This is a genomic window from Thauera aminoaromatica S2 (assembly GCF_000310185.1).
Taxonomy (GTDB): Bacteria; Pseudomonadota; Gammaproteobacteria; order Burkholderiales; family Rhodocyclaceae; genus Thauera; species Thauera aminoaromatica.
Genome location: NZ_AMXD01000097.1, coordinates 1 through 15,213, shown reverse-complemented (window position 1 = coordinate 15,213; position 15,213 = coordinate 1). Strand labels below are relative to the sequence as shown.

Here is a 15,213-nt window from a genome sequence, read left to right as displayed (position 1 = left end):
TCACGCTGCGCCGCCACGGCCCCGGCTCCGCAGCGAGCGCCTGCAGCAGCGCGAGCGCCCGGCTCGCCCGCCGCGCCGCGCAAAGCGCCTCGCCGCCCTTCGGGGCGACGCCAAGCAGCGGATCCTCGTCCTCGTCACTGACGCCGTCGGCGCGACGCAGGCCAGGAGGCAGCGCGAGCGCCACCACCTCGCCGAGCGGCGCGTGGTAATAGCGCGCCACGAAGGACACCAGCTCCAGCCAGTCCGCAGGCAAGGCCGGCACGCCGCGCTGGATGTGCAGCACGGGCTTGATCCGTGCGAGTTCCACCCCCGCTTCGTCGCCGATACCGACGATCAACCCGGTGCGTTCACCGCGCCCGAACGGCACCTTCACGCAGCGCCCGACGTCTCCCACGCCCGCATCCGCGGCCGTGTAATCGAAGGCTTGCGGCAGCGGGATCGGCAGGGCGACGCGGACGATGGCCATGGAGCGGCGGAGGCTGGAGAAAAAATTGTTCTTCTTCAGCGACTTGTACGACTTCGCTGAGAGCGGGCCGAGAAAACGGCGGGCAAGTGGCTGGCGGGAAATGAGGCTTCCAGCTTGTCCACAAAACCTGTGGATAAGTTTGTGGGAAAGCTGGGTGAATCGGGCTCAAACCTGCGCCGCACAAGGGGTTTCGTCACAATGCCTTAACATTGCGCGAATTTTTCTATTTTATTTTCAATGACTTATGAAATCTATCGGGCAAAGCCCGTTATGGGCGGCATTCCCGGGCAGAACCCGTGAAATGTGCATAAGTCAAGCCCGGAAAACACGAATTCGTGCTTGACAGATGGCGGCGGAGGCCTGTCCTGCAGCGCACCGCCGCCCGCACGCCTCAAGCCCCGGCGCGGATCGCCCGGCTGTGCGCGTGCACGGTGTCTACCAGCACGCTCACGCTCTCCGGAGGGGTGTACTGCGAGATGCCATGGCCGAGATTGAAGACGTGTCCCGGATGGTTGCCGAAGGCATCGAGCACCCGGCGCGTCTCCGTCGCGACCGCCTCGGGCGGGGCGAACAACACGTTGGGGTCGAGGTTGCCCTGCAGCGCCACCTTGTCGCCCACCAGGCGACGCGCGCGGCCGATGTCCATGGTCCAGTCGAGGCCGACCGCGTCGCAACCGATCGCGGCGATCGACTCCAGCCACAGGCCGCCGCCCTTGGTGAACACGATGCTGGGCACGCGCTGGCCGTCGCGCTCACGGATCAGGCCTGCTACGACCTGTTCCAGGTAAGGCAGCGAGAACTCCTTGTACGCGGCCTCGGACAGCACACCGCCCCACGAGTCGAACACCATCACCGCCTGCGCGCCGGCCTCGATCTGCGCGTTGAGGTACTTCACCACCGCCTGCGCGGTGACGTCGAGGATGTGGTGCATCAGGTCGGGGCGGCTGTAGGCCAGCGACTTGACCTTGCGGTAGTCGTCGGAGGAGCCGCCCTCGACCATGTAGCAGGCCAGGGTCCACGGGCTGCCCGAGAAACCGATCAGCGGCACGCTGCCGTCGAGCGCACGGCGGATCTCGGCGACCGCATCCATCACGTACTGCAGCTCGGCGTGGGGGTCCGGCGCGCTGAGGTTGCGGATCTCCCACTCGTCCTTGAGCGGGCGCTCGAAGCGCGGGCCCTCGCCCTCGGCGAAGTACAGGCCGAGGCCCATCGCGTCCGGCACGGTGAGGATGTCCGAGAACAGGATCGCGGCGTCGAGGTCGTAGCGGGCGAGCGGCTGCAGGGTCACCTCGCAGGCCATCGCCGGGCTCTTGCACAGCTGCAGGAAGCTGCCCGCGCGCTTGCGCGTCTCGCAATATTCGGGGAGGTAGCGCCCGGCCTGGCGCATCAGCCAGACGGGGGTGTATTCGGTGGGCTGGCGCAGCAGGGCGCGCAGGAAGGTGTCGTTCTTCAGGCGGCTCACGTCGAGTCCTCTATCGGGGCGTTCATGCACAAGCCGGGATTATCGCCTGTCCGGCCCCCGAACGGGCTTGTCGTCGGTCAAGCAGTCGCGGCAGGGCCGCTCAGCGCCGCCAGAACGTGGGGGTGAGCACCACCAGGAAGGTGAAGATCTCCAGGCGGCCGAGGATCATCGCGAAACACAGCACCCACTTGTGGAGGTCGTCGAGCCCCTGGTAGTTGGACGCCGGCCCCACCAGGCCGAGCCCCGGGCCGGTGTTGTTGAGGCAGGCCACGACCGCCGAGAACGCCGTCACCAGCTCCAGCCCAGCGGCGGAGAGCACCAGGGTCAGGCTGACGATGCTGACCATGTACATGAAGCTGAAGCCGAGCACGGCGTGCAGGATGTGCTCGGGCACCGGGTTCCTGCCCATGCGCACCGGGCGCACCGCGTTCGGATGCAGCGAGCGCACGATCTCGCGGATGACCTGCTTGTACAGGATCATCGCCCGCATCATCTTGATGCCGCCGCCGGTCGAGCCCGAACAGGCGACGAAGCTGCCCAGGAAGAGGATCCAGATCTGCGCGAACATCGGCCACAAGGTGTAGTCGTGCGTGGCGAGCCCGAGCGAGGTCGAGATCGAGACGACGTGGAAGGCGACGTAGCGCAGCGCCTCGCCGAAGTCGGTGAAGATGCCCTGGGCGAGGAGGTACGCGGTGAGCATCAGCGTGGAGAGCGCGAGGACGCCGAAATAGAAGGGGATCTCGGGATCGCGCCGATAAGGCGCCGACGAGCGCCGGACCAGCGCGAGATAGTGGGTCGCGTAGTTGAGTCCGGCGAGCAACGCGAAGCCGGCGGTGACCAGCTCCACCCCGACGCTGTCGAAATGCCCGAGCGAGGCGTCGCGGTTGGAGAAGCCGCCCAGGCCGGCGACGGAGAACGCGTGGATCACCGCATCCCAGGGCGCCAACCCTGCCCACCACAGGCTGAATCCGCAGGCGATGGTCAGCAACACGTAGGTCAGCCACAGCCCCTTCGCCGTCTCGGCGATGCGTGGGGTCAGGCTGGAGTCCTTCATCGGCGTCGGCACCTCGGCCTTGTAGAGCTGACGACCACCGATGCCGAGCAGCGGCAATATCGCCACCACGAGCACGATCACCCCCATGCCGCCGACCCAGTGCATGAAGGTGCGCCACAGGTTGATCGAGATCGGCAGGTGCTCGAGCCCGGTGAGCACCGTGGCGCCGGTCGCGGTGAGTCCGGAGACCGCCTCGAAGTAGGCGTCGGTGAAGCCGAGATCGGGGATGTAGGCCAACAGCGGCAGCGCGCCGAAGAGCGGCAGCACCACCCAGGTCGCCGCCACCAGCAGGAAACCGTCATGCACCCGCAGATCGCGCCGCTTGCTGCGCGTCGCCGCCCACAGCAGCAGGCCGGCGACGAAGGTGACGAACAGGCCCTGGTCGTAGGCCAGGGTCGCGCCGTCCCCCAGCGCGGCCGACACGACGAGCGGGAAGCCCATCAGCAGCCCGAAGATCATGATGATCAGGCCGAGGGCGTTGAGCGCGGGGTAGTACGCGCGGGCGCGGGCGTCGGACGACATGTCAGAGGAAGTGGAAGCCGACCTGGAACAGCTTCTCGACCTTCTGCACCAGCTTCTTGTTGGTGCAGAACACGATCACGTGGTCATCCTCGCGGATCACCGTGTCGTGGTGCGGGATGATCACCTCGCGGCGGACCACCCTGCCCTCCTCGTTCTTCTCGTCGCGCACCACCGCGCCGATGCTCGCGCCACGCGGCAGGGCGATCTGCTCGATCGGGCGCCCGACCACCTTGGAGTCCTTGCTGCTGCCGTGGGCGATGATCTCCAGGGCCTCGGCGGCGCCGCGGCGCAGGCTGTGCACCGCGACCACGTCGCCGCGGCGCACGTGGGCAAGCAACGTCCCGATCGAGGTGTGCGCGGGCGAGATCGCAATGTCGATCGGTCCGCCCTGCACCAGGTCGACATAGCTCTTGCGGTTGATGAGCGCGAGCGTGCGGCGCGCGCCCATGCGCTTGGCGAGCGAGGCGGACATGATGTTGTCTTCCTCGTCGTTGGTGAGCGCGACGAATAGGTCGGTCTCGTCGATGCCCTCGGTCTCGAGCAGCTTCTCGTCGGTGGAGTCGCCGCGCAGCACGAGCGCATTCGACAGATGCGAGGCGAGCATCTCGGCGCGGGTGCGATTGAGCTCGAGGATCTTGACGTGGTGGTTCTCCTCGATCGACTGCGCGAGCCGGAAGCCGATGTTGCCGCCGCCGGCGATCATGATCCGCCGCATCGGCCGGTCGGAGCGGCGCAGCTCGCGCATCACCTGGCGGATGTGCACCGTGGCGGCGAGGCAGAACACCTCGTCGCCGGGCAGGATGATGGTGTCGCCCTCCGGCATGATCGGCTCGCCGTTGCGATAGATCGCGGCGATGCGGACCTCGACGTTGGGCAGGTGGAAGCGCAGCGCCTTGAGCGGATGGCCGACCAGCGGCCCACCCTCGAAGGCGCGCACGCCGATCAGGCTCACCACGCCGTCGGCGAACTCGAGCACCTGCAGGGCCTCGGGGAAGGCGATCAGGCGCTTGATGTAGTCGGTGACGACCTGCTCGGGACAGATGGAGAAATCCACCGCGAAGTTGTCGTCGTCGAGCAGTTCGGGATGGTCGACGTAGTCGGTCGAGCGCAAGCGCGCGATCCGCGTCGGCAGGTTGAACAACGCCTTGGCGATGCGGCAGGCGCACAGGTTGGTCTGGTCGGACTGGGTCACCGCGATGAGCAGGTCGGCATCGTCCGCGCCGGCCTCGCGCAGCACTCGCGGCGAGGCGCCGTTGCCGCACACGGTGCGGATCTCGAGGCGCTCGCGCAGCGCGCCGAGATACTCCTCGCTGGTGTCGACCAGGGTGATGTCGTTCGCTTCGGAGACGAGGTTCTCGGCCACCGAGGCGCCGACCTGGCCTGCACCCAGAATGATGATCTTCAACGTTGTATCCGGAAGTGTCCAAGCCGCCGATTCTACGCCCCCCACCCGGCCCGGCAAACGCAGACGTTGCGCCGCAGCAACCGCCGGATCCTGCCGAGCCGTGGCGCAGCGGCAGGAGAGCGCGCAGGGTTCAGGACTCCTCGTGCCGGCGCCCGGCCTGCAGGCCGAGTTGCTTGAGCTTGCGGTAGAGGTGGGTGCGCTCCAGGCCGGTCTTCTCCGCCAGGCGGGTCATGTTGCCGCCCTCGAGGCGCAGATGATGTTCGAAGTACATGCGCTCGAAGGCCTCGCGCGCCTCTCGCAGCGGCTGGTCGAGCGACACGCCGCAGGCGCCGGCGCCCAGATCCGGTGGCAGCAGGCGACGCACTTCGCCGGCGCCGATCTCCTCCTCCAGCGTGCCGAGCGCGAGCGACTTCACCGCGGCGCGCAACTCGGGGTAGCCCCCCGGCCACGGCAGGTTGCGCAGCTGGTTGAGCGCGGCGGTGGAAAAGCGCCGCAGCGGCACTTCACCCGCCTCCACCAGATGCAGCAGCATCTGGCTGGCGAGCTCGGGCAGGTCCTCGCGGACGTCGGCGATCGAGGGCGGCGCGAGGCTCACCTCGAACAGGCGGGCGAGCAGCCCCTCCTCCCAGCCCTCGCCGACCAGGGCCTCGAGACTGCGGTCGGTGGCGACGACGAGGCGCAAGTCGTAGCGCTCGAGGCGGTCGAGCGCGAAGGCGAGGTTCTTTTGCTGCGCGCGCGACAGGCGGGCCAGCTCGCCGACGAACACCACACCGCCCTGGGTGGACTGCAACTGGGTGATGTCGAGCGGCGCGGTGACGGCGGCGAGGTCGAGCCAGGGGGCGTTGGCTGGTTGCACGCTGCGTGCGACCAGTTCGGCGAGCGACCCCGCGCCGACGCGCAGCAGCAGCACGCGAGAACTGCCGGCGATCTGCTCGAGCCGGCGGCGCAGCTCGCGCAAGGGCACGGAGCGATGAAAGGCGGCGAGCGTCGGTGCCGACTGCACGCCGGGCGCCTGCGGACGCTGCAGCCCGCGCTTGACCGCGGCGAGCAGCTTCTGCAGCGCGATCGGCTTTTCCAGATAGTCGATCGCGCCGATGCGGGTGGCCTCGACCGCGGTGTCGATGGTGCCGTGCCCCGACATCATCACCACCGGCATGTTGAGCTGGCCATTGGCCGCCCATTCCTTGAGCAGGGTGATGCCGTCGGTGTCGGGCATCCAGATGTCGAGCAACACCATGTCCGGACGCACTGCGTTGCGTGCTGCGCGCGCGGCGGTGGCATTCTCGGCGAGCAGGATGTCGTGCCCCTCGTCGCGGAGGATCTCCGAGAGCAGTTCGCGGATGCCGATTTCGTCGTCAACGATCAGAATCTTTGCCATTTTTCTTCGTCATGCTTCCTTGTTTTCGGCCAGCCGCAGGCGGATGCGCACTTCGGCGCCACCGCCCTCGCGGTTGCTGAGGCGGACCTCGCCGCCATGCTCGTCGACGATCTTCTTGACCATCGCCAAGCCCAGGCCGGTGCCGCGCGACTTGGTAGTGAAATAGGGCTCGAAGGCGCGCGCCAGGACTTCGGGCGGGAAACCCGGGCCATTGTCGCGGCACAGCAGCAGCGCGCTCTCGCCGTCACGACGGGTGATCACCGAGATCTCCGCGTCCTCCTGCGCGCCAAGCGCGTCCTGCGCATTTTGCAGCATGTTGTGGATCACCTGCCGGATCTGCGTCGGATCGCCCTGCACCGGAGGCAGCGCTCCCCCCAGCTCGGTGCGGATCTGCACCGCGGCACTCTCGTACAGGTGGAGCACCTCGCGGATCAGCGCGTTGAGGTCGAGCGGCGCGAGCTGGGGCGCCGGCAGCCGCGCATAGTCCCTGAAGGCGTTGACCAGGTTCTTCATCGCCTCGACCTGATTCACGATGGTGGTGGTTGCGCGCTCGAGCATCTCACGCCCGTTGTCGTCGAGGCGATTGGCGAGCTTGAAGGAGAGACGCTCGGCCGAAAGCTGGATCGGCGTCAGCGGGTTCTTGATCTCGTGCGCGAGCCGGCGCGCGACCTCGCCCCACGCCGCCGTACGCTGCGCGGCGATCAGGCTGGAGATGTCGTCGAACACCACCACCAAGCCGCCCCCCGTGCTCTCGGGCAGGCGCGAGCCGCGGATCAGCAGGGTGCGCGGCGGGCGGTCCCTGACCGGCAACTCCATCTGCTTCTGCCAGTCTCCCGTGTTGGCGGTGAAGCCCTCGCGCAGCATGTGGCCGAGCTCGGCCTGGCGTGGCCAGGCCTCGAGCGGGATGTCCTCGAATCCGCCCAGATCATCCTCGAGGATTTGCAGCGCACCATGGTTGGCGGCGCGCAGATGACCGTCGGCCGAGAAGGCGAGGACGCCGGTGGACAGATTCGCCAGCACCGACTCCAGGTAGGCGCGCGCAGCCTCGACCTCGGCGCGATTGCGGTCGGCCGCCGCGCGCGCCTCCTGCAGCTGGCGCGTCATGCGGTTGAAGGACTGCGTCAGCACGCCGAGTTCGTCGTTCGCCGGCAAGGCCTGGCGCGGGCTGAAATCGCCCTGCGCCACCGCCTGCGTGCCCTCGGCCAGGATCAGCAGCGGTTGCGCCAATCGACGCGCGATCAGCACCGCGACCGCGAGCGCGCCAAGCAGCGCGAGCAGCAGGGTCAGGCTCAAGGTGACCGTGTAGATGCGCTTGAGCCCGCTGCGTCCGAGCGTCAGCTGCTGGTATTCACGGTATGCCTCCTGGACCGCCTCGGCATTGCGACCGAAGGATTCGGGGACCGGCTGCTGCAGCATCAGCAGATTGGACTCGCCCGCCAGCGTGCGCACCGGGATCGGCGTCAGCACGCGGATCACCAGGCGACCGTCGGGTTCGGCGATCACAGAATGAAAATGGCGGCTCTGACGGGCCTGTCGCAGTTCGGCCGTGCCCGGAAGCTCGGGAAGCAGCGTCCGACCCGACTCGGCCGCGGTGGCGAGCACCTGGCCCGCGGGGGCAAGGATGGTGGCGCTCGCGATCCCGGCCTGCTCGCGCAGCCGATTCAGCCGGGTACCCGCGCCCTGCCCGGCCCCCTCGAGCTCCAGCACCATGTCGTCCGCCTTGTCTCGCACCTGGCTCACCAGGTAATCGAGCGCGTTCTGGCCGAGCGCGATCCCGCCTTCGAGCGCCGAATCGACCCGCACGTCGAACCAGGATTCGATGCTGCGCACCACGAACTGCAGGGACACGCCGTAGATCACCAGCCCCGGCACCACGCCCATCAGCGCGAACATCAGCACCAGGCGCATCTTGAGACGGGAACCGAACTGCCCCTCGCGGTGCTCGCGCAGCAGGCGATGCAGCTGCATGCCGACGAGCGCGGCGAGGACCACGGCCATGCCGCCGTTGAGCGCGAGCAACCAAGGATAGCTGGTCGCGAACAGGGTGGTGTTCGAACTCGCCGAGGTGAGCAGGAACAACGAGATCCCCGACAGCGCTGCGGCGACGGCGAGCAGGACGCGCTTCATCGGAACCCCGGCGCCCCCGGCAGGAAGGTCCAGCGCACCCACTCGGTCTCGACGTTCCAGTCGTTGCTGCCGATCGCGGTGACCTGAAAGGGCTTGGGAAGCTGGCTGGTGTCGAGCCGGAAGCGAAGGGAAACCTCGTGCGAGACCCCGGACTGGAGGACGCCGGTCTCCGCGACAAGCCAGTTGCGCACGCGCTGCATGGTGCGCAGCGCCTCGTCGAGTTCGTCGAAGTTCTGGTGCAGATTGCCGACCGAGAGCCGGAAGCTGCGCGTGATCGCGTGGTAATAGAGCCGGTAGTCCAGGCTACGACGCGCCACCGTCTCGTTGAGCCAGTACCAGCGCGGGCGCTCGATCAGCACCTCGGTGGTGAAGTAAAGCGAGACGCCGCGCGTGACCACGTCGATCAGGCGGGGATTGAGATCGATCGTGATATCCGCGTTGAGGACATAACCGCCGTCACCGGGCACGATCTCGGCGCTGCGGATGACGCTCTCCGCGCGTACGCTCAGCGCCCACAACAAGAGCAGCGCGGCCACGGCGAAGCGAACGGCGCGCTCAGGGCCGCTTGCGGAGGAGCGCGTAATAGAAGCCGTCATGGTCGGCACAAGGCAGCAGCTGCAGGTCGGAAGATCCGCGAATCGGGAGTCGCTCCGCGTCGGCATGGCGGACGCAGAAGCCGGCGACCTGACCGGCGTTTTCCTCGTCGAACACCGAGCAGGTGACGTAGAGCATTGTGCCACCCGGGGCGAGCGTGCGCCAAAGTGCCTCCAGGATTTCCGCCTGCTGTGCGGCAAAGTTGGCGATATCGCTGTCCCGGCGCAACCACTTGATGTCCGGATGTCGGCGCACCACGCCGGATGCCGAGCACGGCACATCGGCCAGGATGCGGTCGAAGGGACGACCATCCCACCACGCTGCCAGGCGGCGGCAGTCGGCGACCTTCAGCTCCGCGCGCAGGCCGAGGCGGTCGAGGTTGCGCGCCACCCGACCCGCCCGCAGCGGATCAAGCTCCAGCGCGAGCAGGTCCGCATCGGCCCTCTCGAGGATGTGTGCAGTCTTGCCGCCGGGGGCTGCGCAGGCGTCGAGCACACGCTCGCCGGCTCGAGCATCAAGCAGTTGCGCCGCCCACTGTGCCCCCGCGTCCTGCACCGACAAGCGCCCTTCGGCGTACCCGGGCAGGCGTGCGACCGCCAGCGGACGCGCGAGCACCAGCGCGTCGTTGTCGAGTCGCCGGAACTCCAGCCCGGCTGCGGCAAGCTCCGCCTCGACCTCGGCCAACGTGGCACGGCGCGGATTGACCCGCAAGGCCATGGGGGGACGCGTATTGCCGGCCGCGAGCAGATCCTGCCAGGCCTGAGGATGCGCGCTGCGCACACGCTCCACCCACCAGGCCGGAAAGGCATGACGCGCCTCGGGCTCGGCCTCGATCCAGCCTTGCCACTCCGGCTGCCGACGCAGCGCATTGCGCAGCACACCGTTGACCAGGTTGCGCAGGCCGGGCATCGCCACGGCCGTGGCGCCCACAGCCTGATCGACCACCGTGTGGGCTTGCTCGGGGCGCTGCGTCAGGCGCTGCAGGGCAACCAGCAGAAGCGCCCGAATCTCCACCGGAGGAGGACTATGCAGCAGGCGGGAAAGGATCGCATCACCGCGCCCGAACTCGCGCAAGGTCGACCAGGCGAGGTCGCGCACGGCGCCACGCGTGCCTTCCGGCCACTCCGGATGCCCGGCCTGCATGCGCTCGAAGGCGTCGGTCAGGTTGGCGCCGTCGATCACGCCGGCGACCAGTTCGGTTGCCCGTGCGAGCGCGTAGCCGAGGCTGTCGATGGGCTGTTCCGGAGCACGGCGTGGGGCACCACGCACACCGGCTGTGCGGGAGCGGGGCGAGCCGGCGGCCGGCAGGGCGGACCGTCGGTCTTTGGGGTGGGCTGGGGTCAAGGTCTGGAGAACGGCCGAAGAAGCGGCACTGGCTCAGGCCAGCAAGGCACGCAGATGATTGGGCAGGGCGAACTGCGCACAGTGTACCGCACCATTGAAGTGCTGCAGTTCGCGGATGGCGCGCTCGGCAAGACGGCGGTCCACCTCGTTCGCGTCGAGCGCAGCCGGGTCGAGCGTATCGGACGCGCAGGCCATGCCCCAGAGGCTCCCATAGAGCGGAATGTAGAGGAAGTACGGCCGCACCCGCGCAAACACCCGACGCAGGCGGGCGAGCAACTCTCGCACACGCTCGGGCTGGAATACCGGCGTACCGATATGCAGCGTCAGCGCCCCGCCCTCGGCCAGCAGGGCCTTGCAGGCTGCGAAGAAGTCGGCGGTGTAGAGCGCTTCCGCCGGCCCGATCGGGTCGGTCAGATCGAGCACGATCAGGTCGTAGCGCTCGCCCGTGGCGGGAGCATGCTCGCACACATGGGCCATCCCGTCCCCGATGTGGATCTCCACGCGGGGATCGTCGAGGGCGCCATGATGCACGGCATCGAGGTAGCGCCGGGCGATGTCGACCACCTTCGCGTCGAGCTCGGCGATCACGATACGCTCGATGCCCGGATACTTGAGCAGCTCTTCGGCCGAACCGCCATCCCCTCCCCCGATGAGCAGCGCCCGGCGCAGGGCAGGATGGGCAACCCCGGGAACGTGGATCAGGTTCTCATGGTAGTGGAACTCGTCGCGCTCGGACGTCATGAAACAGCCATCGAGGCGAAAGAGCTTGCCGAAGCGCGGCGTTTCCCAGACCTCGTAGTCTTGCCACTCGGAGCGGCCGGACTCGAGCAGGCGCGCACCACGGAGAAAGTAGCCGGCATCCTCGCCGAGGAGCTCGGCGAGGACATCCTTCGGCAGATCGGCAAACCAGGACGCTCGGCTCATGATCTTCTGCACTCCACAGCTTTCTATTTCAGGCAGCCACGACCACCTCCCGCCGCCACCCCGGCCGCGTCAAGCCGTACCCCCATCCAAACACGAGGTGCATCCGCACGCGCGGCTGTTCCACGTGAAACAGCCCGTCAGCGCAGGAAGGTATCGTAGGCAAGGCGAAGGATCAGCACCGCCACCACTGCAAGGAACATCTTTCGCACAAAACCCGTACCGTGCCTCAGCGCCATCCGGGAACCGAGGATCGAGCCGCTCAGATTGCACACCGCCATGAGCGCCGCCAGCTTCCACATCAGCTCCACATTGCCGACAAAGAAACTGATCGCCGCGAGGTTGGTCGCCACATTCACGATCTTGGCCGAAACCGATGCGCGGAGAAAGTCCATCCCCAGCAAGCGGATGAAAAGGAAGATCAGGAAGCTCCCGGTTCCAGGCCCGAAGAAGCCATCGTAGAACCCGATCACTCCACCCACGCCGAGCCCGATCGCAACCGAACGCGCCCCGTGCTCCGGCTCGGACGAGACCGCGCCGAGATCCTTGCGCAGGAAGGTGTACACGGCCACCAACACCAACAGTGCCAGAATCAACGGACGCAGGATCGCGGGATCCAGGTAGACCACCGCCTTGGCTCCGTACCACGACCCGACAAGCGCAGCCAGGGCACCCGGCGCCGCGACGCGCCACGGAATCTCGACCCGTCGGCTGTACTGGACGGCGGCACTGGTCGTGCCGACGATGCTCGCGAGCTTGTTGGTACCGAAGAGCGTCGCAGGCGCGGTCGTCGGAAAGGCCGCAAAAAGTGCGGGCAACTGGATCAAGCCGCCACCGCCCACGATGGAGTCCACGAAGCCGGCAAACAGCGCAGCGACGCCGAGGACGAGGAAGAGGAATTCGGTTTCCATGGGAGGGGTGTTTCACGTGGAACAGAGAGACTGCCGAGGAGGATCGCGACGGTTTGACGCGACGGCGGGACGGCGCGCACGCGACACCGGATCCCGGCATGACCGTCGACTGTCGGCGCGCCTCTGTTTGCGACTTCCGCTGCGCCAACCGACCGACCGACGGTCAGCCCACTTACTTTCCGATGCAGAAGCGGGCGAAGATCACCCCGAGCAGGTCGTCGGCGCTGAACTCGCCGGTGATCGTGCCGAGTTCCTCCTGCGCGAGGCGCAGCTCCTCGGCAAAGAGTTCGAGCGCACCGAGTTGCGTGCCTGCAGCCTCCACATGGCGGAGCGCCTCGCGCAGCGCGAGCAGATGACGCTCGCGCGCAAGAATCACATCCTCGCCGTGCGCATGCCAGCCGGCGATCCGCAACAGCTCCTGGCGCACCAGCTCGACACCCTCACCGCTTCGCGCCGACACCTGCAGGCGAACCCGTCCGCCCGCCTCCACGCGGCCCGCGGGCAATCCTGCGAGGTCGATCTTGTTCGCCACCACGATACGCTCGACCCCTTGCGGCAGACGCTCGTCGAGATCCCCCTCGGACGCCACCCCGGCCTCGACCAGGTGCAGGATCACGTCGGCGCGCGCGATCTCGCGCCAGGTGCGCTCGATGCCGATGCGCTCGACCCGGTCCTCGGTCTCGCGCAGGCCGGCGGTGTCGATGATGTGGAGCGGGATGCCCTCGACCTGGATCGTCTCGCGCAGCGCGTCGCGGGTGGTGCCGGCGATGTCGGTGACGATCGCGCGCTCCTCGCCGGCGAGCTGGTTGAGCAGGCTGGACTTGCCGACGTTGGGCGCACCCACGAGAACCACGTCGAGCCCGCTGCGCAGCAGCGCCCCCTGGCGCGCACGGTCGAGCACGCCCTCGAGCGCCTCGCGGATGGATTCGAGCCGGGGCATCGCGCGCGCACGCTCGAGGAAGTCGATCTCTTCCTCGGGAAAATCCAGCGTTGCCTCGACCAGCATGCGCAGGTCGATGAGCGCGTCGACGATGCGATGGACTTCCTCGGAGAACTGCCCGGACAGCGAGCGCACGGCCGAGCGCGCAGCCGCCGCGGTCGAGGCCTCGATCAGGTCGGCGACACCCTCGGCCTGAGCGAGATCGAGCTTGCCGTTGAGAAAGGCGCGACGGGTGAATTCGCCGGGCTCGGCCAGGCGGGCGCCGAGTTGCAGACAGCGCTCGAGCAGCATCTGCATGACCACCGGGCCGCCGTGGCCCTGCAGCTCGAGCACGTCCTCGCCCGTGAAGGACGCCGGTGCGGCGAAGTAGAGCAGGATCCCCTCGTCGATCGGCCGCTCGTGCTCGTCGAGGAAGCGCGTGAAGTGCGCGATGCGCGGCTGCGGCGTACGGCCGCACAGCGCGAGCGCGAAGGCGCCGAGACCGGCACCCGAGACGCGGACGACACCGATGCCGCCGCGGCCCGGTGCCGTCGCGATCGCGGCAATCGTGTCAGGCGGGCTTGCCGGCCGACTTTCCACTTTCGATCATCCGCGTGATCTGCCACTGCTGGGCGATCGACAGGCAGTTGTTCACCACCCAGTACAGCACCAGGCCGGACGGGAACCACAGGAACATGAAGGTGAAGATGATCGGCATCGCCATCATGACCTTGGCCTGGATCGGATCCGGCGGCGTCGGGTTGAGCTTCATCTGCACGAGCATGGACACGCCCATGATGATCGGCAGGATGAAGTAGGGGTCCTTGGCCGAGAGGTCCTGGATCCAGCCCAGCCACGGCGCGTGGCGCATCTCGACGCTGCCGAGCAGCACCCAGTACAGGGCGATGAACACCGGGATCTGCACCAGGATCGGCAGGCAGCCGCCGAGCGGGTTGATCTTCTCGGTGCGGTAGAGATTCATCATCTCCTGCTGCATCTTGGCCTTGTCGTTGCCGTACATCTCCTTCATGCGCTGCAGGCGGGGGCCGAGCACGCGCATCTTGGCCATCGACTTGTAGCTCGCCGCCGACAGCGGGAAGAAGATCGCCTTGATCGCCACCGTGACCAGGATGATCGCCCAGCCCCAGTTGCCGGTGAGGCTATGGAACCAGGACAGCACCCAGAACAGCGGCGCCGCGATCACGGTCAGCCAGCCGTAGTCGACCACCAGGTCGAGGCCCGGGGCGATGCCTTCGAGCTTGTCCTGCTCCTGCGGGCCGGCATACAGACGATTGGACACCGTACCCTCGGCACCCGGGGCGATCGCGGTCACCGGCAGGATCACGCCCGCCGAGAACAGGTTGTTACCCAGCGCGCGCGCGAAGTACTCGCGCTGCAGGCCCTGCTCCGGCAGCCAGGCGCCGACGAAGTAGTGCTGCACCATCGCCACCCAGCCGTCGCTGGCCGTCTTCGCGAACTTGGCGCTGCCGTCGGTGATGTGCTCGAAGGTAACCTTCTGGAACTTGGCCGCATCGGTGTAGAAGGCCGGGCCCGTGAAGGTCCGCACGCCGAAGGCCTCGACCTGCTCGGCCGGGTTGCCGTCGCGGGTGAGCTGGAAGTAGGCGTGCGGCGCGAGCGCCTGGCCCGATCCGTTGCGGATCTCGTAGGACACGTCGATCAGGTAGCTGCCGCGCGCGAAGCGCATCACCTTGGTGACCTGCACGCCGTTCTGCTCGGGCGCCTGCAGACGCAGCTCCACGCCGTTCTCGCCGTCCTTCAGGCGCAGCTCGCCGGCCGGAAGCTGGAACAGGGTCTTGTGGGTGGGCAGGCCCTCGCCGATCAGGCCCGACTGCGCGGCGTACTGGTGCCGCGTGGTGCCGTCGTCGAGCAGCACGAAGTTGCCGCCCGCCTCGCCGCTCGCCTTGTGCTGCTTGAGCTCGAGGCGAACGATGTCACCGCCCTGCGCCGAGACCTCGGCACGCAGCAGATCGGTCTCGACCACGGCACGCGGCGCGGCCGCAGCCTGGGCGGCCTGCTCGCCCGGCACCACCGGCTGGCCGGGCGTGGCGCTCAACGTGGGCGTGGGCACCGCGCCGTCGGCCGGCGCCGC

The 15,213-nt window shown here is 68.0% G+C and carries 12 protein-coding genes; all 12 read right to left on the bottom strand.

Features of this window, described 5'->3' with window-relative positions; translation table 11 throughout:
• Positions 1-466 (bottom strand): primosomal protein N' family DNA-binding protein (locus tag C665_RS13915; protein ID WP_004315391.1); only part of this gene is annotated, 466 nt, incomplete at its 3' end.
• A gap of 391 nt (positions 467-857) precedes the next feature.
• Complete coding sequence (gene hemE / locus C665_RS13910) at positions 858-1,928, bottom strand: uroporphyrinogen decarboxylase (protein ID WP_004315390.1); 1,071 nt, start codon at positions 1,926-1,928, stop codon at positions 858-860.
• A 100-nt stretch (positions 1,929-2,028) separates the two neighbouring features.
• Positions 2,029-3,504: a TrkH family potassium uptake protein gene (locus tag C665_RS13905; RefSeq protein ID WP_004315388.1), complete on the bottom strand. Its 1,476-nt coding sequence runs from the start codon at positions 3,502-3,504 to the stop codon at positions 2,029-2,031.
• A 1-nt stretch (position 3,505) separates the two neighbouring features.
• On the bottom strand, positions 3,506-4,909 hold the full coding sequence (gene trkA / locus C665_RS13900) for a Trk system potassium transporter TrkA (RefSeq protein ID WP_004315386.1): 1,404 nt from the start codon (positions 4,907-4,909) through the stop codon (positions 3,506-3,508).
• A gap of 130 nt (positions 4,910-5,039) precedes the next feature.
• On the bottom strand, positions 5,040-6,287 hold the full coding sequence (locus C665_RS13895; RefSeq protein ID WP_004315384.1) for a sigma-54-dependent transcriptional regulator: 1,248 nt from the start codon (positions 6,285-6,287) through the stop codon (positions 5,040-5,042).
• 9 nt (positions 6,288-6,296) lie between these two features.
• Positions 6,297-8,414, bottom strand: a complete 2,118-nt coding sequence (locus C665_RS13890) for a sensor histidine kinase (protein WP_040829310.1) — start codon at positions 8,412-8,414, stop codon at positions 6,297-6,299.
• Positions 8,411-9,010, bottom strand: coding sequence for a DUF4390 domain-containing protein (locus C665_RS13885; protein WP_211207589.1), 600 nt, complete (start codon positions 9,008-9,010; stop codon positions 8,411-8,413). Before C665_RS13885 ends, C665_RS13890 begins: the two co-directional genes overlap by 4 nt.
• Complete coding sequence (gene rsmB, locus C665_RS13880; RefSeq protein ID WP_004315378.1) at positions 8,970-10,277, bottom strand: 16S rRNA (cytosine(967)-C(5))-methyltransferase RsmB; 1,308 nt, start codon at positions 10,275-10,277, stop codon at positions 8,970-8,972. Before rsmB ends, C665_RS13885 begins: the two co-directional genes overlap by 41 nt.
• Before the next feature lie 108 nt (positions 10,278-10,385).
• Positions 10,386-11,276 carry a polyamine aminopropyltransferase gene (gene speE, locus C665_RS13875; protein ID WP_040829312.1) on the bottom strand — a complete coding sequence of 297 codons (891 nt, stop codon included), beginning with the start codon at positions 11,274-11,276 and terminating at the stop codon, positions 10,386-10,388.
• A gap of 137 nt (positions 11,277-11,413) precedes the next feature.
• The gene (locus C665_RS13870) at positions 11,414-12,184 is read right to left on the bottom strand and encodes a sulfite exporter TauE/SafE family protein (RefSeq protein ID WP_004315374.1); all 771 of its coding nucleotides are present in this window, start codon (positions 12,182-12,184) and stop codon (positions 11,414-11,416) included.
• Between the two features lie 172 nt (positions 12,185-12,356).
• Positions 12,357-13,703, bottom strand: a complete 1,347-nt coding sequence (mnmE, locus tag C665_RS13865) for a tRNA uridine-5-carboxymethylaminomethyl(34) synthesis GTPase MnmE (protein ID WP_004315372.1) — start codon at positions 13,701-13,703, stop codon at positions 12,357-12,359.
• On the bottom strand, positions 13,675-15,213 hold a 1,539-nt coding region (yidC, locus tag C665_RS13860), incomplete at its 5' end, for a membrane protein insertase YidC (RefSeq protein WP_004315369.1). The genes yidC and mnmE, both read right to left, overlap by 29 nt.